The sequence below is a fragment of the Micromonospora sp. NPDC005237 genome (genome assembly GCF_040607775.1).
In the GTDB taxonomy this organism is placed as follows: domain Bacteria; phylum Actinomycetota; class Actinomycetes; order Mycobacteriales; family Micromonosporaceae; genus Micromonospora.
Map to the genome: position 1 here is coordinate 315,323 of NZ_JBEXHJ010000006.1, position 23,075 is coordinate 338,397.

Consider the following 23,075-nt stretch of genomic DNA (forward strand, 5'->3'; position numbering starts at 1 on the left):
CGTGTCCCGACCGTGCGGGCCGGGTGTGGGGCCGGTCGGGGCGGTCGGGTTGACTGGTCGCCGTGGACGACTCGATCTGGGCGGCGGCCCGGGCTGCGCGGAGCTGGCTGGACGCGGCGAATGGCACCGGGCAGACGGAACTGACCTGCCGCATCCTGAAGCTGACCGAGGAGGCCGGGGAGGCGTCAGCCGCCTGGATTGGTCTGCTCGGGCAGAATCCGCGCAAGGGTGTCACCCACACCCGCGAGGACGTGGCAGCCGAGTTGGCCGACGTGGTGTTCACCGCGCTCGTAGCCATCGAGAGTCTCGGACTCGACGCACAGACCATTCTGGGGGCCTGTGCCGAAAAGGTCCGCTCTCGCCTGGAAGGCTGACGCCAACCCCCTCCATGATCGGCACGGTGTCGGCGAGGTGGGGGTGTCCGGCTGGCCGGATGCCGCGATATCGCCGATCCGGAGTCGATCAGCCCGGCTGTCCGGTGCGACCGGTCGGGGACGTGCCCGGTTGGGTGGGATGTCCGTTTCTGGGGCTGTTGGGGTCGTCCAGGATCTCCCCCGGGTACGATCGCAGGACCACGGCCAGCCGCCCCGCCCGCTCAACCGGCGGGGGAATGGCCGGCCGGGCCGGGTCGTTGCAGACCCCCGAACGACCGTGGGCTCGCCCCCGGGTCCGCTATTCGGCCCCGGTGAGGGCCCGGGAATGACTCCGGCCCGGCAGTCGTTACACACGGTTCGGCGCCACGAGCCCCACTCGCGGGCCGCCCCGGGAATGACCCCGGCCCGACGGTCGTTACACACGGTCCCGGCGCCACGAGCCCCCCGCTCGTAGGCTGCCGCCCCCGGCGCCACGAGCGATCAGCCCGTAGGCCGCCCCCAAACTTTCCCCCTTTTTGTGAAGCGCCGGACGAGGTGCTCACACCCGCGTCACCCACCCCCGTGTGGTGGCGTGTGGTGTTCCTACCCCCGAAGGAGCTACCCCCATGAACACGATCTTCCGTAAGAGCATGCTGTCCGTTGCTGGTCTCGCGTTCGCCGGTGGTGTGTTCGCCGGTCCGATCGCCGCCCACGCCAACCCTGCCGCCGATGCGAAGCCCGTCGCGGCCGTGCAGACGGTGTCGAAGCCGCAGGGCGACCAGTCGCACATCGGCCTGAACGGCGAGCAGAACGCCAACGCCAAGGCGATCATCGCCGCCACGAAGAAGGCCGGCCTGCCCGAGCGGGCCGCGGTCATCTCGATCGCGACGAGCCTGCAGGAGTCGAAGCTGGAGAACCTCGGCCACCTCGGCGACATGAACGACCACGACTCGCTGGGTCTGTTCCAGCAGCGCCCCTCCAGTGGTTGGGGCACGCCGGAGCAGATCACCAACCCCGAGTACTCCACCACCGCGTTCCTCAAGGGCCTCAAGCAGGTCGACGGCTGGCAGGACATGCCCCTGACCCAGGCCGCGCAGACCGTGCAGGTCTCGGCGTACCCGGACGCCTACGCCCAGTGGGAGCAGCAGGCCACCGACCTGGTCGCCCAGCACTGGAACAGCTGACCCACCGCACGACCCGACCGACTGGCCGGCACCCCCCCGGGGTGCCGGCCATCGGCATACCCGCCCACTGACCTGGCCGCCACCCCGAGTCGGGGCCGGCCAGCGGCATACCCAACGCCCGCCCACTGACCTGGCCGCCACCCGGAGTCGGGTGCCGGCCAGCGGCGTACCCAGCCCCCGCTCATTTACCTGGCCGCCACCCCGAGTTGGGTGCCGGCTAGCGGCGTACCCAGCCCCGCCGAGTGACCGGCGGACCCCTCACATCCACGGGCGCAGCTTGCCCGAACAGCATTGTCGGCCCGTGTGACGGTGAATCTTGGACAGTTTCCGTTCGGCCCTAACGGAAACTGTCCAAGATTCACCAACGCGACGTAGCGGAGCGGCGTGGTCGGCGCGGAGTGATCCGATGGGCCGGCGGGTACGTACCTCCCGGCGGGGACCGGCGGAAGGGCATAGGCATGGCCGCAGTGGGTGACGGCATCGAGCACCAGGCAGAACACGATCCGGGGCAGCAACCAACTAACCCGGCGGCGCCGCACCCGGCGGCGCCGCACCCGGGGGTGGCGCATTCGGCGGCGGCGCACCCGGCCGCAGATCAGCCGGAGCGCGCGGGCCGCTCGGCCCGGCCCGGCTCCGACGCGGGGCAACGGTCGGAGGCGGAGCCGCGACCAGTGGGTGCCGAAGCGACACCGGGGCGCTGGTCGGTCGGTGCTCGGCTGCTGGTGGCCGCCGCGGCGGTGATGCTGGTTCTCGGCGCCGCGGCGGTGGTGGTCATCGTCGCCGACCCCTACCGCCTCGGCCAGGCATACTCCGGCGCACCCGACGGCGTCCACCCGAACGGCACCCGGCCCGACGGCGCCCGGCCCGACGGCGCCCGGCCCGACGGCGCCCGGCCCGACGGCGCCCGGCCCGACGGCGCCCGGCCCGACGGCGCCCCGTCCGACGGCGCCCCGTCCGACGGCGCCCCGTCCGACGGCGCCCGGTCCGACGGCGCCCGGCCGGGTGCGGCTGCGGCTGCGGCCGCCGAGCAGACGATGACGACGCCGCTGGCGGGGCGGCAGAAGGCCACCTTCGTACTGGCGGACGGGTTGTCCTCGTTCGACCTTCGGGTGGCCGACCTGGGCGACGACCTCTACCGAATCAGCAGCCCGGCCGACTCGGGTGTGGCCGTCCGTCCAGTGGTGCAGGGTGAGACCGTCCGGCTCGGCGTGGTGGCCACCGGCACGTCTGAGAAGCGGGCCGCGCGGGTGCTGCTCAGCGAGCGGGTCGCCTGGCGTCTGCACCTCGACGGCGGGGTGGGCGAACAGGTGCTCGACCTGGCGCAGGCACGACTTCTGGGCGTGGACCTCGTCGGCGGCTCCGCCCGCACCGATCTCATCCTGCCGCCGGTGAACGGCGGCACGACGACCGTGCGGCTGACCGGTGGAGTCAACCAGTTCGACATCCGGGTGCCGGGCACACCACCGGTACGGGTGCGGGTGGGAGCGGGGGCCGGTTCGGTCGCGGTCCGCGACGAGCGCTGGGCCGGGGTCGCCGCTGGCGCGCTGTTGAGTACGCCGGGGTGGGACCGCTCAACCGACCGGCTCTTCCTTGACCTGGTGGCAGGCGCCGGCACCGTGACGGTGGCCGAGTCCCGGTGACCGGCCCACGACTAGGACGCCGACCAGGTTCGTCGGGCGTCGAGCCGGCCACCTCGGGTGCTGGCCGGGGCCGTCGGCGTCGGGCCGGCGACGTCGGGTGTGGGGTCGGGGCCGTCGGGCAGCGGCCAGGAGCGGGCAGCGGCCAGGAGCGGGCAGCGGCCAGGAGCGGGCAGCGGCCAGAGACGGAGACGCGGGCCGGTGTCGCCGGGGAGTGAGCCGGGCGCCGGGCGGCCGGGTAGGACGCCGACCGGCCCGCCCGCGACGTGCTGGGTCGGAGGTTGACCCCTGGTGGGAAGCGCCGCAGCCCGGGGAGGGCGCGAGCGTACAGTCGGGCGGTGGAGCGTACCGAATCGATGCCGGCACAGACCCGACCGCCCGGCGTGGCCGACGTCGATCCCGGCAGCGTGCTGCTGCCGGGCCACGATGTGCCACTGGGGCGGTACACGACCGTCCGGCGGTTGTTGCCGCAGCGGCCTCGGCGGATGGTCGGCGCGTGGTGCTTCGTGGACCATTTTGGCCCGGACGACGTGGCGCAGCGGCCCGGCATGGAGGTGCCACCGCACCCGCACACGGGCCTGCAGACGGTGACCTGGCTGCTCGACGGCGAGATCATTCACCGGGACAGCCTCGGCAACGTCCAGGCGATCCGGCCCGGCCAGTTGAACGTGATGACCTCCGGGCACGGCATCGCCCACTCGGAGCGGTCGCCGGCCACGCACCCGCCGGTCATGCACGGTGTGCAGCTCTGGGTGGTGCTGCCGGACCCTGCGCGGGCCGGTGGCGCCGACTTCGCGCACCACGCCGACCTGCCACGCTGGCGGGAGGGCGACGTGGACGCGACCCTGCTGGTCGGCGAGTTCGCCGGCCAGCGTTCCCCGGCGGTGGTGCACACCCCGCTGGTGGGCGTGCAGCTCGAGCTGGGCGGGGCGGCGCCGACCACACTGCCGTTGCGGCCCGATTTCGAGTACGCCCTGCTGGCGATGTCCGGCTCCGCCGAGGCCGCCGGGGTGGGTTTCGAGCCAGGCGCGTTGCTCTACCTGGGTTCGGGTCGACGCGAGGTGACCGTGCGCGGCGGGGCGGGTGCCCGGCTGTTGCTGCTGGGGGGTACGCCGTTCGAGGAGCCGCTGGTCATGTGGTGGAACTTCGTGTGCCGCTCCCACGAGGAGGTCGCCGCCGCTCGGGAGGACTGGATGGCCGGCCGGCGTTTCGGCGTGGTGGCCGACGATGCGGCGTCGCCACTGCCGGCGCCCGCCCTGCCCACCACCCGGCTCAAGGCCCGCGACCGCACCGGCGGCCTGCACGGCTGACCGGGCCGCGGCGCCGGACCGGCGCCAGGGCTGGGGCAGGCTGGGGTCGGCGGTTGGCCGACGGTGGCGTGGGTAGTCGCCGGCATGGCGACCACTCTGATCACGCCCGTCGAGGACCGCAAACGCCTGGCCCGCCGGCTGGCCGGCAGCGGACGAGGCTTCGCCGAGCAGTACGGCTTCCGCGTGACCAACAATCCGGCGAGCCTGTTCCAGGTGCTCTACCTCGCGGTACTGCTCGCCCGCCGGGGTGACTTTCGTCGGGCGCTGGACGGCGCGCGGGCGCTGCGCGACGAGGGGTGGGACAGCGCCGCCCGGCTGGCCAGGTCGCTGCACCAGGACCGGGTGCGGGTGCTGCGCGACAGTGGTCAGCGCGGTGACGTCGACGCGTTGGCCGACGTGCTGGGCGATCTGGCCCGGACGGTCGTCGAGCGGTACCGGGGCGACCTGCGCCGGTTGCGCGCGGTCGCGCACCACGAGCCGGCTGCCGAGCGTGCGCTCCTCGCCGACCTGCCCGGGGTGGACGACCAGGTCGTCGACCTGTTTCTGCGCGAGGCGCAGGCGTTGTGGCGGGAGGTCGCCCCGGTGGCGGACCGGCGGGCGCTGGCGGCGGCCCGACGGCTCGGGCTGGGCCGCTCGGCGGATGACCTGGCCGGCTTGGCCAGCGGCGAGTCGGAGCGGCTGGCGTGGCTGGTGGGAGCGCTGGCCCGGGTCGATCTGGAGCACCGGTACGCGGAACTGACCGGCCGTCCCTGACGTGCCCTGGCCCACACTTCGGCCAAAACTGACCGTACGGAGGATGGTCTGTCGTATGGTTGTACCCGGCAATGCTGCCCGCTCGGTTCGAGCGGGCATCCACCGCCGGGTGACCGCGACCGGTTCGGACGCGGTTCACCGCCTGGGCAGGTTTGCGTGGCGCCCCCGGTCGCGGTTCGCGGCCAAGGGGCGCCCGCCTGTCCCGGCGAGCCGCCGCCCGTGAAGCAGCCGGGCACGAGCCGCCCGCCCGGGACGCAGCCGGGCGCGAGCGCTCAGTGCGCCAGCCCCGCCAGCAGGTTCACCGTGACGCCGATGACGAACGCGCCGAACAGGTACGACAACAACGCGTGCCGCAGCACCGTCCGGCGCATCTCGTTGCTGGTCAGGTTGGTGTCGGAGACCTGGAACGTCGTCCCGACGGTGAACGCCACGTACGCGAAGTCCGAGTAGCGGGGCGGCTCGCTCTGGTTGAAGTTCACCCCGCCGTCCGGGCCCGTGTAGTAGATCCGGGCGTAGCGGGCGGTGAAGACGGTGTGGACGACCAGCCAGGACAGCACCACGCTGAGGACGCCCAGCACGCCGTACAGGTCGCGGTGTACGCCGGGTGGCGCGGCGTGCGCGCTGGCGAGGACCAGCCCGACGGCCAGCAGGCTGGCGAGGCACGCGATGAGCAGCACCACGTCCCGGGTGGCCCGGTTGGGGTCCTCGTACACGGCGAGGCGGGCGGTGCGGGTGGCGTCCATCGGCCAGAGTTTGCGCCACACCAGCACCAGCCAGCTCAGCGCGGCGACGTCCCAGCCGGCCAGCGGGGCGAGCGACGGCGACAGCGCCAGGGCGAAAACGCCGCCGACGATGACGCCGACCACCGCCACAACGACGAGTTGCACCGCCGCCGGGGTGTGCCCGTCCGGCGGGCGGGACAGCGGGCCGGTGCCAGTCATCCGCGCCGTCCGCGCGTTCCGACGGACGCCACCACCGCCGGGTCAGATGCCGCGCAGATGCTGCGACACCCGGTTGTGCTTCTTGTCCCGGGCCTGCGCGGCGCGTTGCGAGGGGCTCACCTCGGGGGCGGCCTCGATGCCGGCGGACCGGGCCACCTCGGTGCCGTTGGCGTAGTCGACGGGCGGCAGGGCGCGCAGCGCCTTGAGCACGTCCGGCGGGGCGCCCTCCCGTTCGGCCTCGCGGACCACGTCGTTCTTCTCGGCCGGGTAGTCCAGGCTCGACAGGTACTGCAGGACGTCCGCGTAGCTCGCCATGTCTGGGGCTCCCTCGGGGCATCGATGTGGTCACGACCGGCGGCGGTTACCCGCCCGCCGCCTCGTCACGCCCGGGCCGGCGGAGCAAATCGCCCGGGTCGCCGCAGGAAATCCGGCGCCGTTTCCACCACGGCACCGCGGGTACCCGCAGGCGGCGCCGACAAGCCCGAGGGAGTACGCGATGCAATACGACACCTTCGTCGACCTGGTTTCCCAGCGCACCCGGACGTCGTCCGAGCAGGCGGTCGAGCTGACCCGGGCCGTGCTGGAGACGTTCGCCGAGCGGCTGACCGGCGGTGAGGTGCTGGACCTGGCCGCGCAGCTTCCGCAGCCGCTGCAACTGGTGCTCAAGCCCAGCCCGAGCACCGAGCAGGCGGACCGGTTCGGAGCGGCCGAGTTCGTGGCGCGCGTCGCGCTGCGCGCGCAGGTGCAGGAGCCGGCCGCGCGGGACGCCGTCCGGGCGGTGTTCACCACCCTGCGCGAGGCGATCACCGGCGGGGAGTTCGACGACGTGGCGACCCAGTTGCCGCGCGACTACCGGGGCCTCGTGGAGCAGGCGATGGCGCCGGGTGCGACGCTGCGCCGCGCCTGACGGTGAGACCTCCGACCGGGGACGCACAGCGGTTGGCCAGGGCAACGATCGACGTCCGGCTTGGCGTGTCGGTCGGCCCTGGCCTAACCTTGTCGTGCGAGGGGAGTACTTCCCACGAACCATTCCGGTCAGTACGGCACGCCCGGCGTGCCTCGGGTGGTTGCCCATCTCCGATGGGTGAAGGAGACCTCGAACATGACACGGTGTTCGAGGAGACCCCATGACCGAATTGTCATACCTGGCCGCAGCGAGTGACCTGTCGTCGGTGGGCACGCCCACGCTCTGGGCGCTGACCATCGCCGGCGTGGTGCTGCTGCTGGTGCTGGACTTCCTGGTGACGCGCAAGCCGCACGAGGTGTCCATGCGGGAGGCGATCGGTTGGTCGGCGTTCTACGTCGCGCTGCCGCTCGCGTTCGGCGGCTGGGTGTGGTCCCGTTACGGCTCCGAGCAGGGCGTGCAGTACCTGACCGGTTACCTCGTCGAGAAGTCTCTCTCGGTCGACAACCTCTTCGTCTTCATGCTGCTGCTGGCCGCGTTCGCGGTGCCGGCCGTGCTCGCCCAGCGGGTGCTGCTCTACGGCATCGCCGGCGCTCTGGTGCTGCGGGCGGTCTTCATCGCCCTGGGCGCGGCGGCCCTGCAGACCCTCGACTTCGCGTTCCTGCTCTTCGCGATCATCCTCATCGCCACCGCGGTGAAGCTGCTGCGCGACGCTCTCTCCGGGCATCAGCAGGAAGTCGACATCAACAAGATGCGCTCGGTGAAGCTGCTGCGCAAGATCATGCCGGTGGTCGACGAGTACCACGGCACCCGGATGACCGTGCGGCAGGGCGCGAAGCGGGCACTCACGCCGTTCGCCCTGGTGGTGGTCGCAGTGCTGGCCACCGACGTGGTCTTCGCCGTCGACTCGGTGCCGGCGGTGTACGGCATCACCGAGGACCCGTACCTGGTCTTCGCCACCAACGCGTTCGCCCTGCTCGGCCTGCGGGCGCTCTACTTCGTCCTGCACGCGGCGCTGAGCCGGCTGGTGCACCTCAGCTACGGCCTGGCGATCATCCTGGCGTTCATCGGCCTCAAGCTGGGTCTGCACTGGGCGCACGGCATCTGGGCCGGCGTGCCGCAGATCCCCACCCTGGCCTCGCTCGGCGTGATCATCGGCGTGCTGGTGGTGGTGACCCTGACCAGCCTTCGCGCCACCCGGGGCGGCACGCCCGAGCAGCGCGAGGTCGTCACGGAGCGGCACTGACCGCGCCGCGCCGGGTCGACGAGGGCGTACGCGGGAAAGCTCCCGCCCCGGCCGGCCCGGGTGGTACGACTGTGCAATGGGAATCGTGTCACCGGGCTTTCAGGGCCGGCCCCGCTCACAGGAGCCGGCCCTGCCACCCGGTCAGTACCTGACCGAGGACTTTCCGGTGCTGTCGGCCGGCCCGACACCCCGGGTCTCCCTGGACACCTGGGAGTTCGTCATCGCCGCCGAGAACGGCACCGAGTACCGGTGGTCGTGGCAGGAGCTGATGGCGCTTCCGCAGGAGACCGCGATGGTCGACATCCACTGCGTCACCCACTGGTCGAAGCTCGGCACCACCTGGCAGGGCGTCTCCCTGGACACCCTGCTCGACGGCGTGGACACCAGCGCGCACTTCGCGCTCGCCCACTCGTACGGCGGGTACACCACCAACCTGCCGCTGGACGACCTGCGCGGCGGCCGGGCCTGGGTGGCGCACACCTTCGACGGCGCGCCGCTGCCGGCCGAGCACGGCGGCCCGGCGCGGCTGCTGGTGCCGCACCTGTACTTCTGGAAGTCCGCCAAGTGGGTGCGCGGCATCCGACTCAAGACAATGGACGAACCGGGGTTCTGGGAGACGGCCGGCTACCACGACTACGGCGACCCGTGGCGCGAACAGCGGTACCAGGGTGACTGAGCGGGCCGTGGCGACGGGCACCCCGGCCCGCGCGCCGATCAGGTGGCAGGTGGCCCGGCTGGTGGAGCGCCGCGTCGAGACGGCGACGGCGGAGACGCTGGTCCTGGAGGTGCCGGACTGGTCGGGGCACCTGCCCGGGCAGCACGTCGACGTGCGGTTGACCGCCCCGGACGGCTACCAGACCGCCCGGTCGTACTCGATCGCCGGGCCGGTCGTGGACGGCCCCGGCGGCCCGCGCATCGAGGTGACCGTCCAGCGGGTGCCCGACGGCGAGGTGTCGCCGTACCTCATCGATGTCTTCGGTCCCGGCGACCCGGTGGAGGTCCGCGGACCGCTCGGCGGCTGGTTCATCTGGCGATCGGAGGACACCGCGCCGGTGCAGCTGGTCGCGGGCGGCTCCGGCATCGTGCCGCTGATGGCCATGATCCGGGCACGGTGGGCGGTCGGCAGCAAGGTCCCGTTCCGGCTGATCTACTCGGTGCGCACCGCGGAGGACGTGATCTACGCCGACGAGCTGCGTCGCCGGGTCCGCGACGACTTCGGCCTCGATGTGGCGTACGTCTACACCCGCGAGGCGCCCGACGGCTGGCGCGGCGAGCCGCACCGGATCGGCCTGGCCGACGTGAACACCCACGGCTGGCCGCCGGACCTGGAACCGCTCACCTACGTGTGCGGCCCGACCGGGTTCGTGGAGGCCGTGGCCGATCTGCTGGTCGGGCTGGGCCACCCGTCGCGGCGGATCAAGACCGAACGCTTCGGCCCCACCGGCTGAGAGCCCGCCCGCCGACTGCCCCGCCCGCCGCCTGTCCGGCCCGCCAACTGTCCCGCCCGCCGACGCAACGTCGAGGAGACCCGATGACCGAGATGTCGTACCTGGACGGCAACATGCTCGACGGCCCGATGCGCGAGCTGTTCGCCGTCGACCTGAGCACCGCGATGGGCCGCTGCGAGAACTGCGGGACGACCGGCTCGATGGCCAGCCTGCACGTCTACTCGCATGCCCCGGGCATGGTCGCGCGCTGCCCGTCCTGCGAGTCGGTGATGGTGCGCCTGGTCCGCGCGCCGGACCGGGCCTGGCTGGACATGCGCGGCGTCACCTACCTCCAGGTGCCGATGCCGATGGAGCAGCCGCTTCCCGAGCCGCTCTGACCGTTCGCTCGGCGCTCGCGCCGCTGGGGCAGACTGGCCGGATGGGTACCGGTCGATGGCGTGGCGTTCCACTGCGGGCCCGGCTGGTCGTGTCGGCGGCCGTTCTGGTCTTCGCCTACGGCACCGTCGTGCACGTGCTCCAGGTGTTCGTCCCCGGGCTCCGACCGCCGCTCGCCCTGCCCGGGTGGCTCGCGGTCTACTTCGGGTCCCTGACCCTGTGGGATCCGTTGGCGGCGCTGTTGCTGGCGGCTCGCCGTCCGGCGGGGCTCGCGCTGGGCTGCGCCGTGCTGGTGACGGACGCCGCCGCGAACGGGTACGCCAACTACGTGCTCGACCCCGCCGGTGGCGTCACCCCCGGCCGGATCGGGCAGGCCGTCATCACCGCCCTCGCCGTCGCCCTCGTCGCGCTCACCGCGTGGCTGGCCCGGTGGTTCGCCCGGCCCGCGACGCAGCGCCACTGAGGGGAGCCGCTACGGCGTTTCCGGATCCGCCTCGGCGAGGACGGCGATAGGACGGCGACCAGGGGGCCGGCCCAAGTCAGGGGCGCCGCGCAAACGAACCCGTCGGCGTACCGCCCGCCGCGCCGCAGTGCCGGCGCGGCGAACCCTCCGATCAGGATCGGTGGCCCCCCGAGCGTGGTGGGGCGGGGCCCGGAAACTCGGGTGCGGCCGACCGGGCCCCTCCGTAGGCTTCCGAACTTCGGCCCGTCCGGGCCGCCCCGTCCCCGGATCGGAGATGAGCGCAGCGATGGCCAGTCACCTCTTCGCGGTGTGTTTCGGCGCGAACGAACCCCTGCGTGTCGCGCGGTTCTGGTCCGAGATCCTGGGTCGGGAGCTGGTCGACGACCCCCGCGACGGCGTCCTCGTGCTGCCCGACGACAAGTCCGGTTTCCGGCTGCGTTTTCCGCGGATCCCGCAGCCGAAGGTCCTGCAGAACCGGGCACACCTCGAGCTGACCAGCGACTCGCTGGAACACCAACGGCAGACGGTGGCCAGGGCGCTGGCGCTGGGCGCGCGGCACACCGACGTCGGCCAGCGTCCGGAAGAGAGTCACGTGGTGCTCGCCGATCCCGAGGGCAACGAGTTCTGCGTCCTCGGACCGGGTAACACGTTCCTCGCTGGCTGCGGTTTCCTCGGTGACGTCTCCTGCGACGGCTCGCAGGCCGTCGGCTACTTCTGGAGCGCGGCGCTCGGGTGGCCGCTGGTCTGGGACCAGGACGAGGAGACCGCCATCCAGTCACCCCTGGGCGGCCCGAAGATCGCCTGGGGTGGTCCACCGTTGATGCCGAAGGGGGACCGGGACCGGGTGACGTTCGACCTCGCCGTCGACGACGGCGACGACCCGCAGCCGGAGGTCGACCGCCTGCTCTCCCTCGGCGCCACAGTGGTCGGCGCCGACGCCGACGGCGCGGTCGTGCTGACCGACCCCGACGGCACCGAGTTCCGGCTGCTGACGCGCCGCTAGCGCGGCCGGGGGCGGCCAAGGCGCGTGCCACCCGGTGGCACGCGCCGCGCGGATGACGAGGGTGTGGGTCAGCTCGGCGTGAGGAGGCAGAACTCGTTGCCCTCCGGGTCGGCGAGGACCTTCCACGGCACGTCGCCGTCGCCCAGGTCGACGGCGGTGGCGCCGAGAGACCGCAGTCTGGCCGCCTCGGCCTCCAGGTCGTCACCGGGGTAGGGGCGGACGTCGAGATGGACGCGGTTCCACACCGTCTTCACGTCGGGAGTGCGGAGAAACTGCAGATAGGGGCCCACGCCCTTGGCCGAGCGCAGCACCGCGCTGTCCTCGGTCACCTTGTGCACGGTCCAGTCCATGGCCTCGCCCCAGAAACGGGCCATGACCCGCGGATCCGCGCAGTCGACAACCACCGAGGCGATCGGTCCGGTGTCGTCGTAGAGCGAGTCCAGCACGCAGAACTCGTTGCCCTCCGGGTCGGCCATGACCGTCCACGGCACGTCGCCCTGGCCCACGTCGGCGAGCGTCGCGCCGAGACCCTTCAGTCGCGCCACCACCTCCGCCTGGTGGGCCGCCGAGGTGGTGGCCAGGTCGACGTGCACGCGGTTCTTCACCGTCTTGGGTTCCGGGGAGACGACGATGTCGACGCAGACGGCGACGGGATCGGGGTAGACGAAGCCCTCGGGTTCGAGGTTGGTGACACCCGGGCCCTCGCTGGAGATTCCCCAGCCGAGCGCTTTTGCCCAGAAACCGCCCAGGGCGGAGTCGTCCCGAGCCTTCATGTTGATCTGTACCAGCCGCGTTGCCATGCCGACGATGCTATGCGGACGCGCGGCCGGTGCGAACGACCGCCGAGATCGTCGCGCCACACGCGGTGCTGCCCCGGGAGAGCACCGACGTCCCGACGCGCTGATCGCAGGAGCGGGTGGCGGGCCGGTTGGACAACGGCCGCGCCGGTCGGTCAGAGTGGTCCGCCGTGAGATACCTGCGCAGCGGTGGTCCCGCCGCCATCCGGCGACCCCGACCCGCCGACGTCGACGAGTTCGTGGCGGCCGCCCTGCGCAGCCGGGACCTGCACCACCCGTGGCTGGCCGCGCCGGCGACCCCGCAGGAGTACGACCGCTACCTGCGCCGCATCCGTCGCCGGGACAGCGCCGGCTACCTGATCTGCGACCGGGCCAGCGGCGCGATCGCCGGCTACGTGAACATCAGCGGCATCGTGCTGGGCGCGCTGCGCGGCGGTTACCTGGGGTACGCGGCGTTCGAGCCGTACAGCGGCACCGGGCACGCCTCGACGGGCGTCGCGCTGGTGATCGACCACGCGTTCACGACAGCCGGGCTGCACCGCCTGGAGGCGAACATCCAGCCGGGCAACGAACCGTCGCGGCGGGTGGCCCGGAAGCTCGGCTTCCGCCTGGAGGGCTTCTCCCCGGACTACCTGTTCATCGACGGCGCGTGGCGCGACCACGAACGCTGGGCCATAACCGCCCCCACCCCACCTCTCACCCCCACCCCGCCTCCCGCGTGATCAAGAGGTTCGCGTCACCGACACCGGCGTGTCGTGACGCAAACCTCTTGATCAACGGGGTGGGACGGCGGGGGCGGCGGGAGGGCGGGGAAGGGGGAGGGCGGGGTGGGCGGTCAGCTGCCGGGGCGGGGGAAGGCTACCGGGCTGCGGAGGCCGGCTCGGTTGACCGCGCGGATGCCGAAGAAGACGTTGTCCTTGGACAGGTCGATGCTGACCTCGGTGACGTCGCCGACCGGGATCACCCGCTGCCACTCGGCGGCCGTGGTCTCGCGCCACACCACCTCGTAGCCGGCCAGGCCCGGCTCGTCGCCGCGCTGCCAGCGCAGGGTCGTGTTGTTGGTCAGGTCGGTGGTCACGATGATGGCGCCCTTGGGCGTGCCGGGCGCCTGGGCCAGTGACCACAGCGCCGCGCCGTTGACCCTCGCCACCCGGGCGATGTACCCGAAGTCGCAGAACTCGGGCAGGTCACCGAACTGCTGGCCGTCCTGCACGCGGACGTCCTGGTGCTGGTGGGTGAAGTCCTCGTTCGGCTCGGTGAACCGCGCCGCCGGCCAGCCCTCGCGCAGGAACGAGATGTGGTCGCTGCCGCGCAGGTAGCGGTCCCGCCGGTAGATCACCCGCACCCGCATGCCTGTCGCGTCGTTCTCCGCCACGTCGCGTACGAACCGGGCGAGCTGCCGCGACGGTGAGTCGTTCTCGCCGCCGACGGACTGCCGGGTGGTCGCCTCCGCCGGTGTCTCGGCGGTCGGCACCCCCTCGGCGAACAGCCGCACCGCGTACGGGTCGCGGGTGCCGTCGTCGGCGGTGCTGCTGCCCACGATGTCGTCGCTGAACATCCCCTGCACGTCCGCGCCGGCCGCCTTGAGCTGCGCGGCCAGGTACGCCGAGCCGTACAGGCCCTGCTCCTCGGCGGCGACCGCGGCGAAGACGACAGTGGCGGCCGTGGGCCGGGTGGCCATCAGTCGGGCCAGCTCCAGCACCACGGCCACGCCGGACGCGTCGTCGTCGGCGCCGGGCGCGTCGCTGACGGCGTCCATCACGTCGGTGGCCCGGGAGTCGTAGTGGCCGGTCACGACGTAGGTGCGGTTCGGCGAGGTCACACCGCGCAGGGTGGCCACCACATTGGTGATCCGGGTGGCGGTGGGGATCCGCGAGGCGGGCTGCTGCACGTACGACTGGAGTTCGACGGTCATCCGGCCACCGGAGGTGGCCGCGTACTCCTGGAAACGGGCGAAGATCCAGTCCCGGGCGGCGCCGATGCCCCGCTCGGGGTCGTCCTGCCTGGAGAGGGTGTGCCGGGTGCCGAACGCGGCCAGCCGGCGCACGGTCGCCTCGATCCGGCGTGGGTCGACCTGGCGCAGCAGCTCGCGCAGCTCGCGCTCGGGGCGCTGCGCGCGGGCCGGCCGCCCGGGGCCGGCGGGGACGGCGTCAGCGGCCGCGGGCGTGGCCAGCGAGGGCACCGCGACGGTGGCGGCGGTCGCCGCGGTGGCGGCGGCGGAGGCGGACAGGAAGGTGCGGCGGGTGGGCCTCGTGGGCCGCTCGCCGGTGTCGTCTGATCCCATTCCGGCATCCTGCCCATCGATAGTGACGTTTGTCCATATCGTTCGGCCTGGATGTCGCGGCAGCTTTCACCCGGACCGGGTGATGACACCCCGTCGCCGTCGTTCCTACGGTGGGTGTCATGGCTGTCGTACGCGCGACCCCCGCCAACCCGCACGTCGGCACGGCTCCCGCGACGGGGGTGAGTGGCGACCAGCGGGCGATGCCACCCGAGTTGGGTCCCAACTCGATCGCCGTGCTCAGCGGCCCCACGTTTGTGTACTCCGACGCGCGCGGCGACGTGCCACCGGGCAGCATCGGCGGGCTCGTGCACCTGGACACCCGCCTGATCAGCGGCTGGACCCTCACCGTCAACGGCGGTCAGCTGCTGGTGTTGCGGGCCAAGACCCTCGAGCACTACTCCGCGCAGTACGTGCTCACCAACCCGGAGCTGCCCGGGCTGCCGTCGAACGGTCTCGCCATCCGGCGGTTGCGCTACATCGGCGACGGCTTCCACGAGCGGCTGCAGCTGGTGTCGTACCAGCCCGAGCCGGTGCGGGTGGAGCTGCGCCTCGCCGTCGACGTGGACTTCGCCGACCTGTTCGAGGTCAAGTCGGTGGTCCGGGACCGCTCCGCGCAGATCGTCCGCAACCACGCCGCCGATGGCTCCGAGCTGTGCTTCTCCTACCGCAACGGAGACTTCACCGCCGAGACCCGGGTGCGCTGCGCGATTCCGGCGGACCGGATCGAGGGGGACGATCTGGTCTGGGACCTGCACCTGCGTCCGCGCGACAACTGGCTGGTGGACCTGCAGGTGCCGTTGTCGCCGGGCCCGGGGGTGGTCGAACCGGTGCGGGGCGACATCATCGACGTCGTCCAAGGCCGGGCCGAAGACCCGCTGCGCCGGTGGACCGAGGACCGGGCCGTGCTGCGCAGCGACAGCCAGGCGCTGGAGTGCACCGTCCGCCAGTCCCGCGACGACCTGGCGGCGCTGCGGCTCGAACTGGAGGTCAAAGGTCAGCGGATCCTGCTGCCCGGCGCGGGACTGCCCTGGTTTCTCAGCCTCTTCGGGCGGGACACGCTGATCACCGCGTACCAGACGTTGGTGGCCGGGCCGGCGCTGGCGAAGGGAACGCTGCTCGCGCTCGCCAAACTCCAGGGCAACGCCTGTGACGACTTCACTGACGAGGAGCCCGGCAAGATCCTGCACGAGGTCCGCAGCGGCGAGCTGACCCGTACCGGCCAGAAGCCGTACGGCCCCTACTACGGCACCGCCGACGCCACACAGCTCTGGCTGATCCTGCTCTCGGAGTACTGGCGGTGGACCGCCGACCACGAGACCGTCCGGCACCTGCGCGACAACGCGGTGGCCGCGCTGCGGTGGATCGACGAGTACGGCGACCGCGACGGCGACGGCTACGTGGAGTACGCCACCCGGTCCCCGGAGGGGCTGGGCAACCAGTGCTGGCGGGACTCGCCGGACGGCGTCTGCTTCGCCGACGGACGTATCCCGGTGCTGCCGCTGGCAACCGCCGACATCCAGGGCTACACCTACGACGCCAAGGTGCGGCTGGCCGAGCTGTTCGACGGCCCGCTGGGCGACCCCACCCTGGCGGCACGGCTGCGCGACGAGGCCGGCACCCTGTACGAGCGGTTCAACCGGGACTTCTGGATCGACGAGCGGGGCGGCTACTACGCGGTGGCCCTCGATGGCGACAAGAACGTGGTCGACTCCAAGACGTCCAGCATGGGTCACCTGCTGTGGAGCGGGATCGTGCCGCAGGGGCGGGCGGATGCGGTGGTGCGCCAGCTCATGTCGCCCGACATGTTCTCCGGCTGGGGCATTCGGACGCTGTCCGCCGAGGAACGCCTCTACGGGCCCTTCGGCTACCACCTGGGCACGGTCTGGCCGCACGACAACTCGCTGATCGCGCTCGGCCTGGCCCGCTACGGCTACCGGAAGGAGGCGAACCGGATCAGCCTGGCGATGATCGACGCGGCCGAGCAGTTCGACCACCGGCTGCCCGAGGCGCTCAGCGGGTCCGACCGGCAACGGCTGCTGTTCGCCGTCCCATATCCCACCGCCTGCAGCCCGCAGGCATGGGCGTCCGGCACGCCGCTGGCGCTGGTCCGCGCGATGCTGGGGCTCAATCCGGTCGGGGGTCGGCTCGTGCTCGACCCGGCGGTTCCACCGGAGATCGGCCGGATCTCGGCCGACCGGGTACGCGCCTTCGGTCAGGAGTGGGGTGTGGACGCGGTGGGCTCCAACGGTCACGTCTGGCTCGAGCGCAGCTGACCGCGCGCCTGCGCTTCGACGTTTGTCCCGGGCTGCGACGGGAAACGGCCCGCAATGACGAAACCTCGTGTGGTGATCGTGGGGGCCGGGTTCGCCGGTTACCAGGCGGCGAAGACGTTGAGCCGGATCGCCCGGGACCGGGCCGAGATCGTGGTGCTGAACTCCACCGACTACTTCCTCTACCTGCCGCTGCTGCCCGAGGTGGCCGCCGGGGTGGTCGAGCCCTCGCGCATCGCCGTGCCGCTGACCGGGACCCTCAAGGGCGTCCGGGTGGTGATCGGCGAGGCGGATCACGTCGACCTGCAGAACCGCTGGGTCGGCTTCACCCAGCCCGAGGGGGAGAAGAACCGCCTGGCGTACGACCGGCTGGTGCTCGCCGTGGGCAGCGTCAACAAGCTGCTGCCCATCCCGGGCGTCACCGAGTACGCGCACGGCTTCCGCGGCCTGCCCGAGGCCGTCTACCTGCACGACCACATCGTCCGCCAGGTCGAGCTGGCCGAGCAGGCCGAGGACCCGGCGGAGCAGCAGGCCCGCTCCACCTTCGTGGTGGTCGGCGCGGGCTACACCGGCACCGAGGTCGCCGCGCACGGGCAGCTGTTCACCGACGCGCTGCACGCGCAGCGGCCCCGGCTGACCGTCCGGCCCCGCTGGATGCTGCTCGACGTCGCCCCCCGGGTGCTGCCCGAGCTGGACAAGCGGATGTCCGTCACCTCGCACAAGGTGCTCAACCGGCGGGGGGTGGACGTGCGGATGGGCACGTCGGTGGCCGAGGCGACCTGCGACGGCGTCAAGCTCACCGACGGCGAGTACGTGCCGACCTGCACGCTTGTGTGGTGCGTGGGGGTGCGGCCGGACCCGTTCGTCAACGAGCTGGGCCTGCGCACCGAGAAGGGCCGGCTGGTCACCGACGAGTACCTCAACGTCCCCGGCTATCCGGAGGTCTTCGCCTGCGGTGACGCCGCAGCCGTGCCCGACCTGGTGAATCCGGGGCAGATCTGCGGCATGACGGCCCAGCACGCGCAGCGGCAGGGCAAGCGCGTGGCGCACAACATCGCCGCGTCGTACGGCTTCGGGCAGCGCAAGCCGTACAGGCACCACGATCTGGGTTGGGTGGTCGACCTGGGCGGCAAGGACGCGGCCGCGAACCCGTTGCACGTCAACCTGGCCGGGCTGCCGGCCAAGGCGGTCACCCGGGCGTACCACCTGATGGCGATGCCGGGCAACCGCACCCGCGTCGGGGCCGACTGGGTGCTCGACGCCGCGCTGACCCGCTCGGCCGTGCAGTTGGGGCTGGTCCCGGCGAACGCGGTCCCGCTGGAGAGCACGTCGCCGGAGGTCGCGGTGCGCGGCCGCTGAGCGGAACCCGTCGACCCGGCCGGTCAGCCCCGCGAGGTGGCGGGACCGGCCGGTCCACGTGGTGGCACGGCCGGCGGGGGCGGTTCGCCGGGGTCCGCCGGTGGGGGCGGGTTCAGTCGTCGCGGCCCGTACTCGCGCAGCAGGATCTGGACGATGCCGGCGGCGGGGATGGCCAGCAGCGCGCCGAGCAAGCCGGCCAGCTCCGCCGCGAGCAGCACGCTCAGCAGCACGGTCAGCGGGTTGAGCCGCACCGCACGAGACAGGATGAGTGGCTGGAGCAGATGGTTCTCGACCTGCTGGTAGACGACGAAGAAGACGAGCACGATGATTCCGGCGGTGGAGGAGTGCAGGAACCCGGCGCCGGCGGCGATCACCGCGCCGATCGTCGCGCCCACCAGCGGTATCAGGTCGGCCACCGCCACCAGCAGGGCGATCACGCCCGCGAACGGCACCCCGGTCAGGGTCAGCACCAGGAAGGTCAGCACCCCGCAGATCACGCTGATCAGCAGGTTGCCGGTGAGGTAGCCGGTGACCGTCCGCGACATCTCCCGGCCGACCCGGCGCAGGCGCTCGCCCGCACCGTCCCCGGCCGCCGCGAGGACGCTGCCGGTGATCCGCGGCGACTCCAACACCATGAGGTACGCCAGCACGATGACCGTGACCAGCCCCGCGACCGTCTGCAGGACACCGCGCAGCACGCCCACGGCGGGTTGACGTAGCCGGGTGCCGGCGTCGCGCAGCTGGTCGGAGTGCTCGCTGACGTAGCGTCGTGCCCCGGTGCGTTCCAGGAGCTGGCCCACCGGGCCGCGCCCGGCGCGCGCGTCGCGCAGCAGCTCAGGCCCCCGATCGGCGAACCGGCCCAGCTCGTCGAGCAGCGGCACCAGGATGACCGTGGCGAGGACCGCCAGCACGACGAACGCGGTGAGGAACACGAGCAGCGTGGCCACCGCCCGCCGCCGCACGAACCGGCGTTGCAGCCAGTCCACCGACGGCTTGAGCGCGACCGCGAAGAAGGCGGCCACCACGGCCCAGACCAGCACCCGGCGGGTCGCGTACACGAAGGCCAGCGCGAGCGCGGTCGCCAGCACCAGACCGATCACGACCAGGGCCCGGCGGGCGGTGGCCCGATTGTCGGCGTTGCTCACCCGCCGGGCCTTCCCCGCGCGCACCGTCGGAAACCCGGCAATGCGGACGCGCGGGCCGGCCCTAGGCCGTGTCTTCAAAGGTTCACAACCAATGGAGCAGCGCGGCGATGGTGACGGTGGCCTGGAACGAGGTCGCGGTCTTGTCGTAGCGGGTCGCGACGCTGCGGCACTGCTTGAGCCGGTTGAAGCAGCATTCGACGACGTTTCTCGGCGCCCTCTTTTAGCGCCCGCGGCGTGCTGGTGGGCTCGCACGATCGTGGAGTCCACCGACACCAGCCAGTCGATGTCCCCGGCCGCTTCCGCGTCGGCCTGGACCCCGGCGAGCATCCGCTCGAACGTGGCGTCAAGGGCTCACCTGCGGAAACGGGTGTAGATCGACTGCCAGGACCCGTAGCGGGCGGGCATGTCACGCCACGCCGCCCCGGCGCGGATCTTCCACAGGAGGTTGGTCGGGCCACGCATCCCGCCCGCTACTCCCAGAACCGGCGAATTGCGAATGCGAATGTCAGTCTGATCCAGATAGATGGATTTGGGCTATTGTTCCAATTTGCCCTCATTGGAACACCTGACGTGATGTGGTGATCAGCGCGCTTCATCGGCGCCATTCAGGCCGTTTCACGCAGGACGCCGCTCGTTCGACGTCTCCTGCGAGTAGTACCCACGGAGGGTGTTCTGTGACAGCTAAACCCAAAAATTGGCTACGGCGGCGGGTGGTCCTGCCGTCGCTCGCCGCTGGCGCAGCCGCCACGGTGGCAGCCAGCCTGCTGCTCTTCAGCTCGACCGCCGCAAACGCGCAGGAAGCACCGGTCAACCTGGGGACGGCGGCCGACTTCTCCGTCCTGGCCGGAGCGGAGCCCACCAACACCGGCCCCAGCTTTCTGGCCCAGAGCCTCGGGCGGTTCCCCGGGAGCACCGCGTCCGGCTTCGGAACGGCCACCATCGGCGGGGAGGTGCACCTCGGCGACGCGGTGGCGCTCCAGGCTCAGAGCGACCTGACCATCGCCTTCAACGACGCCGCCGGCCGGACCCCGTTCACCAACCTCCCGGCGGAGTTGGGTGGCAACACACTCAACGAAGGGGTCTACCGGATCGGGGCCGCTCAACTGACCGGAGCGTTGACGCTCGACGGCCAGGGCGATCCGTCGGCCGTGTTCATCTTCCAGGTCGACTCCTCGCTGACGACGGCGTCGAACAGCAGCGTCGTCCTGACCAACGGGGCGTCGGCCTGCAACGTGTTCTGGAAGATCGGCAGCTCGGCGACGATCGGCACCGGCACCACCTTCGTGGGCACCATCATGGCTCAGGCCGCGATCACGATGGCCACGGGCGCGACCCTCCAGGGCCGCGCGCTGGCGCGCACCGCCGCCGTCACCCTCGACACCAACGTCATCACCGCACCGATCTGCGCCGGGCCGACGGGCCCGCCTGGACCGACCGGCCCACCCGGGCCCACCGGCCCACCCGGCCCGTCCGGCCCGCCCGGCAGTCCCGGAGCACCCGGTAGCCCCGGAGCGCCCGGTAGCCCGGGAGCGCCCGGTAGCCCCGGCGCACCTGGTAGCCCGGGAGCGCCCGGTAGCCCCGGCGCACCTGGTAGTCCGGGAGCGCCCGGTAGTCCGGGAGCGCCTGGTAGTCCGGGAGCACCTGGTAGTCCGGGAGCGCCTGGTAGCCCCGGCGCACCTGGTAGTCCGGGGGCGCCCGGTAGTCCGGGGGCGCCCGGTAGTCCGGGAGCGCCCGGTAGCCCCGGAGCACCCGGAGCACCCGGTAGTCCGGGCGCACCGGGCAGCCCCGGCGCACCTGGTCCGTCCGGACCTCCCGGAGCACCCGGCAGCCCTGGTGCGCCTGGCAGCCCCGGCGCACCCGGCAAACCTGGTGGTGGCGGCAAGCAACCCATCCTGCCGGTCACCGGCGGCGGTGTGGTCCCGGCCATGACCGGCGTCGGAGGTGTGATGGTCGTCCTGGGCGCGGTCGCGTTCTTCCTCGCCCGGCGTCGACGCCTGGAGTCCTGATCGGTGGCCCGGCCGGTGTGATCCCGGCCGGGCCACCTCACGTCGTCGGCCCGCTCCCCACCGGGGGGCGGGCCGACGACGTATTCGCCATGGACGGTCAGCCGGTGAGCCCCAGCTCCCGCATGACGTCGTCCTCGCGCTCGTGCGGGAGGTCGAGCAGGATCTGTGGCCGGTCGCGGTCGCAGGGCACCACGTAGGTCTGTGCGAACCGCGGGCTGCCGGCCTTGCCCTGCGGCGGCGCGAAGTCCAACGTCCGCTCGGTCGGTACGAGGACGTACCCCCGGTGCGAGATCGCGAACGTCCAGAACGGTCAGACCAAACTGCTCGGTCATCGCCGTGTGGCGTTCGTCGAGAACGGCCCGGTACCCGGCGTCGTTGATGACGACCGCCGCCCTGCCCGGGTCACCCTCGATGTACGTCTCGGCTGTAGCTCGCGGCAACGGCGCCGTTGTCGCCGGCCTCGACGGCCCGCGCGTAGCCGTGCAGGAAGGCGGTGATCTGGTCGCGTACCGGTGTCTCCGTCGACTTCATCCTCGGTCGTCTCAGTTCGGCGGCCGTCAGGAGGCGAGGATCCGCCCGTCCTCACTGACGGGGCAGCCCGCTCAGCCAGACGTCCAGCTCCGCCGGGGAGCGCAGCAACACCACGGGCGGCGCGGACGGATCGGTCTGCCAGGCCCGCATCCGCCGGCGGCCCCGCCGCTACGACAAGACCGCGACCTCCTTCCAGGCCACCGTCACAATCGCCGCGCTACTCCGATCGTTGTAAACCTCTGAAGACACGGCCTAGGCGTCGGCGTCGGTGAACGGGTGGGCGCCGGCGACGAACGTGTCGAGCGCGGCGGCGTGCAGCAGCCCGCCGGGGATCGGGTCGCGCAGCGCCGCCGCCGCGAGCCGGCCGACCGGCAGACCGCCCGGGCGGTGCGTCGCGGCGAGCACCAGGTTGCCGTAGCGCCGAGCGCGCAGCATCCGGCGGTCCCCGAACACGCAGACGTCGCCGAAGACCGCCCGCAGCGTCGCCACCTGCACCCGGGTGCCGACCAGTGGCGGCAGGTCCGTGACGTTGACCAGATAGAGCCCGCCGGGGCGCAGGACACGGGCCACCTCGGCCGCGAACTCCACGCTGCGTACGTGGCGGGGCATTCGGGCCGCCCGGTAGATGTCGGCGATCACCAGGTCGTACGCGTTGGACGCGGCGGCCGTGACCGCGTCCCGGGCGTCGGCGACCTCGACCCGCACCTCGGGCGGCAGCGGCGGCAGTTCCCGGGCGACCAGCTCGACCACCGCCGGGTCCCGCTCGACGACCCGCTGCGCGGAACCCGGCCGGGTCGCGGCGAGCCAGCGCGGCAGCGTCAACGCACCGCCGCCGAGGTGCAGCACGCTCAGCGGTACGCCCGCCGGGGCGGCCAGCTCCACCGCCGAGGCGATCCGCCGGACGTACTCGAAGTGCAGGTGCCGGGGATCCTCGACATCCACGTACGACTGCTCGACGCCGGCGGAGAGCAGCGTCCGTCCGGTTCGACGGACCGGATCGGCGACCAGCTCCAACCGGTCGGCGGCACGCTTCATGACGGCACGCTAACCGAGCGGCTCGCGGGCC

At 72.4% G+C, this 23,075-nt stretch carries 24 protein-coding genes and 3 pseudogenes; 16 read left to right on the forward strand and 11 right to left on the reverse strand.

All coding sequences use genetic code 11. The annotated features are described in order from the left end of the window. Positions 1-62 precede the first annotated feature (62 nt). The 5 genes from ABZT87_RS18720 (at position 63) to ABZT87_RS18740 (ending at position 5,237) form a co-directional block, all read left to right on the forward strand. Entirely contained in the window at positions 63-374 is a 312-nt protein-coding gene (locus ABZT87_RS18720) for a MazG-like family protein (RefSeq protein WP_355136927.1), read from the forward strand. A 605-nt stretch (positions 375-979) separates the two neighbouring features. After that, entirely contained in the window at positions 980-1,537 is a 558-nt protein-coding gene (locus ABZT87_RS18725) for a hypothetical protein (protein WP_355136929.1), read from the forward strand. Between the two features lie 458 nt (positions 1,538-1,995). Then, complete coding sequence (locus tag ABZT87_RS18730; protein WP_355136931.1) at positions 1,996-3,177, forward strand: hypothetical protein; 1,182 nt, start codon at positions 1,996-1,998, stop codon at positions 3,175-3,177. Between the two features lie 335 nt (positions 3,178-3,512). Continuing rightward, the gene (locus ABZT87_RS18735) at positions 3,513-4,484 is read left to right on the forward strand and encodes a pirin family protein (protein ID WP_355136933.1); all 972 of its coding nucleotides are present in this window, start codon (positions 3,513-3,515) and stop codon (positions 4,482-4,484) included. Between the two features lie 84 nt (positions 4,485-4,568). Further along, positions 4,569-5,237 carry a hypothetical protein gene (locus ABZT87_RS18740; protein WP_355136935.1) on the forward strand — a complete coding sequence of 223 codons (669 nt, stop codon included), beginning with the start codon at positions 4,569-4,571 and terminating at the stop codon, positions 5,235-5,237. Positions 5,238-5,509: 272 nt separating this feature from the next. Here the strand turns inward: ABZT87_RS18740 and ABZT87_RS18745 are convergent, their stop codons facing one another. Beyond that, positions 5,510-6,178 carry a DUF1345 domain-containing protein gene (locus tag ABZT87_RS18745; protein WP_355069135.1) on the reverse strand — a complete coding sequence of 223 codons (669 nt, stop codon included), beginning with the start codon at positions 6,176-6,178 and terminating at the stop codon, positions 5,510-5,512. Between the two features lie 42 nt (positions 6,179-6,220). Next, the gene (locus tag ABZT87_RS18750) at positions 6,221-6,493 is read right to left on the reverse strand and encodes a DUF2795 domain-containing protein (RefSeq protein WP_354862647.1); all 273 of its coding nucleotides are present in this window, start codon (positions 6,491-6,493) and stop codon (positions 6,221-6,223) included. 181 nt (positions 6,494-6,674) lie between these two features. On the opposite strand from ABZT87_RS18750, the gene ABZT87_RS18755 reads away from it, so the two are divergent. From ABZT87_RS18755 to ABZT87_RS18785, 7 genes are all read left to right on the forward strand, one after another. Then, on the forward strand, positions 6,675-7,085 hold the full coding sequence (locus ABZT87_RS18755) for a DUF2267 domain-containing protein (protein WP_354862649.1): 411 nt from the start codon (positions 6,675-6,677) through the stop codon (positions 7,083-7,085). Between the two features lie 220 nt (positions 7,086-7,305). After that, positions 7,306-8,328, forward strand: coding sequence for a TerC/Alx family metal homeostasis membrane protein (locus tag ABZT87_RS18760; RefSeq protein WP_355069134.1), 1,023 nt, complete (start codon positions 7,306-7,308; stop codon positions 8,326-8,328). A 76-nt stretch (positions 8,329-8,404) separates the two neighbouring features. Next, positions 8,405-9,004, forward strand: a complete 600-nt coding sequence (locus ABZT87_RS18765; protein WP_355069132.1) for a sulfite oxidase-like oxidoreductase — start codon at positions 8,405-8,407, stop codon at positions 9,002-9,004. Between the two features lie 7 nt (positions 9,005-9,011). After that, positions 9,012-9,776, forward strand: coding sequence for a ferredoxin reductase (locus ABZT87_RS18770; RefSeq protein ID WP_355137125.1), 765 nt, complete (start codon positions 9,012-9,014; stop codon positions 9,774-9,776). Positions 9,777-9,859: 83 nt separating this feature from the next. Continuing rightward, positions 9,860-10,153, forward strand: coding sequence for a DUF6510 family protein (locus ABZT87_RS18775; protein ID WP_354862654.1), 294 nt, complete (start codon positions 9,860-9,862; stop codon positions 10,151-10,153). Between the two features lie 41 nt (positions 10,154-10,194). Beyond that, positions 10,195-10,614 (forward strand): hypothetical protein, encoded by a 420-nt coding sequence (locus ABZT87_RS18780; RefSeq protein ID WP_355136937.1) that lies wholly within the window; start codon positions 10,195-10,197, stop codon positions 10,612-10,614. A 286-nt stretch (positions 10,615-10,900) separates the two neighbouring features. Further along, a complete protein-coding gene (locus ABZT87_RS18785) occupies positions 10,901-11,617 on the forward strand; it encodes a VOC family protein (RefSeq protein WP_355137127.1) in 717 nt (238 codons plus the stop codon). Between the two features lie 68 nt (positions 11,618-11,685). On the opposite strand, the gene ABZT87_RS18790 is transcribed toward ABZT87_RS18785, so the two are convergent. Next, complete coding sequence (locus ABZT87_RS18790) at positions 11,686-12,417, reverse strand: VOC family protein (protein ID WP_354862657.1); 732 nt, start codon at positions 12,415-12,417, stop codon at positions 11,686-11,688. 167 nt (positions 12,418-12,584) lie between these two features. Here ABZT87_RS18790 and ABZT87_RS18795 point away from each other — a divergent pair, with 167 nt between their 5' ends. Continuing rightward, a complete protein-coding gene (locus tag ABZT87_RS18795; RefSeq protein ID WP_354862659.1) occupies positions 12,585-13,136 on the forward strand; it encodes a GNAT family protein in 552 nt (183 codons plus the stop codon). A 113-nt stretch (positions 13,137-13,249) separates the two neighbouring features. On the opposite strand, the gene ABZT87_RS18800 is transcribed toward ABZT87_RS18795, so the two are convergent. Beyond that, positions 13,250-14,698, reverse strand: a complete 1,449-nt coding sequence (locus ABZT87_RS18800; RefSeq protein WP_355136939.1) for a M20/M25/M40 family metallo-hydrolase — start codon at positions 14,696-14,698, stop codon at positions 13,250-13,252. A gap of 119 nt (positions 14,699-14,817) precedes the next feature. Here ABZT87_RS18800 and ABZT87_RS18805 point away from each other — a divergent pair, with 119 nt between their 5' ends. Both ABZT87_RS18805 and ABZT87_RS18810 read left to right on the forward strand, forming a co-directional pair. After that, positions 14,818-16,971, forward strand: a complete 2,154-nt coding sequence (locus tag ABZT87_RS18805; protein WP_355136941.1) for a glycogen debranching N-terminal domain-containing protein — start codon at positions 14,818-14,820, stop codon at positions 16,969-16,971. A 54-nt stretch (positions 16,972-17,025) separates the two neighbouring features. Next, a complete protein-coding gene (locus ABZT87_RS18810) occupies positions 17,026-18,327 on the forward strand; it encodes an NAD(P)/FAD-dependent oxidoreductase (protein WP_355136943.1) in 1,302 nt (433 codons plus the stop codon). Positions 18,328-18,350: 23 nt separating this feature from the next. On the opposite strand, the gene ABZT87_RS18815 is transcribed toward ABZT87_RS18810, so the two are convergent. The 3 genes and pseudogenes from ABZT87_RS18815 to ABZT87_RS18825 form a co-directional block, all read right to left on the reverse strand. Beyond that, entirely contained in the window at positions 18,351-19,496 is a 1,146-nt protein-coding gene (locus ABZT87_RS18815) for an AI-2E family transporter (RefSeq protein ID WP_354862903.1), read from the reverse strand. A gap of 58 nt (positions 19,497-19,554) precedes the next feature. Beyond that, positions 19,555-19,671, reverse strand: a pseudogene (locus ABZT87_RS18820) (IS5/IS1182 family transposase); the annotation flags it as partial. A 20-nt stretch (positions 19,672-19,691) separates the two neighbouring features. Further along, positions 19,692-19,913 (reverse strand): annotated as a pseudogene (locus ABZT87_RS18825) (transposase); the annotation flags it as partial. A gap of 308 nt (positions 19,914-20,221) precedes the next feature. On the opposite strand from ABZT87_RS18825, the pseudogene ABZT87_RS18830 reads away from it, so the two are divergent. After that, positions 20,222-20,806, forward strand: a pseudogene (locus ABZT87_RS18830) (ice-binding family protein); the annotation flags it as partial. Positions 20,807-20,861: 55 nt separating this feature from the next. Here the strand turns inward: ABZT87_RS18830 and ABZT87_RS18835 are convergent. The 4 genes from ABZT87_RS18835 to ABZT87_RS18850 all read right to left on the reverse strand — a co-directional run bounded on the left by ABZT87_RS18835 (position 20,862) and on the right by ABZT87_RS18850 (position 23,044). Then, positions 20,862-21,329 (reverse strand): hypothetical protein, encoded by a 468-nt coding sequence (locus ABZT87_RS18835; protein ID WP_355137143.1) that lies wholly within the window; start codon positions 21,327-21,329, stop codon positions 20,862-20,864. A 246-nt stretch (positions 21,330-21,575) separates the two neighbouring features. Next, on the reverse strand, positions 21,576-21,728 hold the full coding sequence (locus tag ABZT87_RS18840) for a hypothetical protein (RefSeq protein WP_354861687.1): 153 nt from the start codon (positions 21,726-21,728) through the stop codon (positions 21,576-21,578). Between the two features lie 152 nt (positions 21,729-21,880). Continuing rightward, positions 21,881-22,009, reverse strand: coding sequence for a hypothetical protein (locus tag ABZT87_RS18845; RefSeq protein ID WP_355136945.1), 129 nt, complete (start codon positions 22,007-22,009; stop codon positions 21,881-21,883). Between the two features lie 252 nt (positions 22,010-22,261). Continuing rightward, positions 22,262-23,044, reverse strand: a complete 783-nt coding sequence (locus tag ABZT87_RS18850; RefSeq protein ID WP_355136947.1) for a fused MFS/spermidine synthase — start codon at positions 23,042-23,044, stop codon at positions 22,262-22,264. Positions 23,045-23,075: the final 31 nt, after the last annotated feature.

Coding starts and splice junctions, on each gene's coding strand:
- ABZT87_RS18725 (WP_355136929.1), top strand. CDS start 980: ATGAACACGATCTTCCGTAAGAGCATGCTGTCCGTTGCTGGTCTCGCG.
- ABZT87_RS18730 (WP_355136931.1), top strand. CDS start 1,996: ATGGCCGCAGTGGGTGACGGCATCGAGCACCAGGCAGAACACGATCCG.
- ABZT87_RS18740 (WP_355136935.1), top strand. CDS start 4,569: ATGGCGACCACTCTGATCACGCCCGTCGAGGACCGCAAACGCCTGGCC.
- ABZT87_RS18745 (WP_355069135.1), bottom strand. CDS start 6,178: ATGACTGGCACCGGCCCGCTGTCCCGCCCGCCGGACGGGCACACCCCG.
- ABZT87_RS18750 (WP_354862647.1), bottom strand. CDS start 6,493: ATGGCGAGCTACGCGGACGTCCTGCAGTACCTGTCGAGCCTGGACTAC.
- ABZT87_RS18755 (WP_354862649.1), top strand. CDS start 6,675: ATGCAATACGACACCTTCGTCGACCTGGTTTCCCAGCGCACCCGGACG.
- ABZT87_RS18760 (WP_355069134.1), top strand. CDS start 7,306: ATGACCGAATTGTCATACCTGGCCGCAGCGAGTGACCTGTCGTCGGTG.
- ABZT87_RS18765 (WP_355069132.1), top strand. CDS start 8,405: ATGGGAATCGTGTCACCGGGCTTTCAGGGCCGGCCCCGCTCACAGGAG.
- ABZT87_RS18775 (WP_354862654.1), top strand. CDS start 9,860: ATGACCGAGATGTCGTACCTGGACGGCAACATGCTCGACGGCCCGATG.
- ABZT87_RS18780 (WP_355136937.1), top strand. CDS start 10,195: ATGGGTACCGGTCGATGGCGTGGCGTTCCACTGCGGGCCCGGCTGGTC.
- ABZT87_RS18785 (WP_355137127.1), top strand. CDS start 10,901: ATGGCCAGTCACCTCTTCGCGGTGTGTTTCGGCGCGAACGAACCCCTG.
- ABZT87_RS18790 (WP_354862657.1), bottom strand. CDS start 12,417: ATGGCAACGCGGCTGGTACAGATCAACATGAAGGCTCGGGACGACTCC.
- ABZT87_RS18800 (WP_355136939.1), bottom strand. CDS start 14,698: ATGGGATCAGACGACACCGGCGAGCGGCCCACGAGGCCCACCCGCCGC.
- ABZT87_RS18805 (WP_355136941.1), top strand. CDS start 14,818: ATGGCTGTCGTACGCGCGACCCCCGCCAACCCGCACGTCGGCACGGCT.
- ABZT87_RS18810 (WP_355136943.1), top strand. CDS start 17,026: ATGACGAAACCTCGTGTGGTGATCGTGGGGGCCGGGTTCGCCGGTTAC.
- ABZT87_RS18845 (WP_355136945.1), bottom strand. CDS start 22,009: ATGAAGTCGACGGAGACACCGGTACGCGACCAGATCACCGCCTTCCTG.
- ABZT87_RS18850 (WP_355136947.1), bottom strand. CDS start 23,044: ATGAAGCGTGCCGCCGACCGGTTGGAGCTGGTCGCCGATCCGGTCCGT.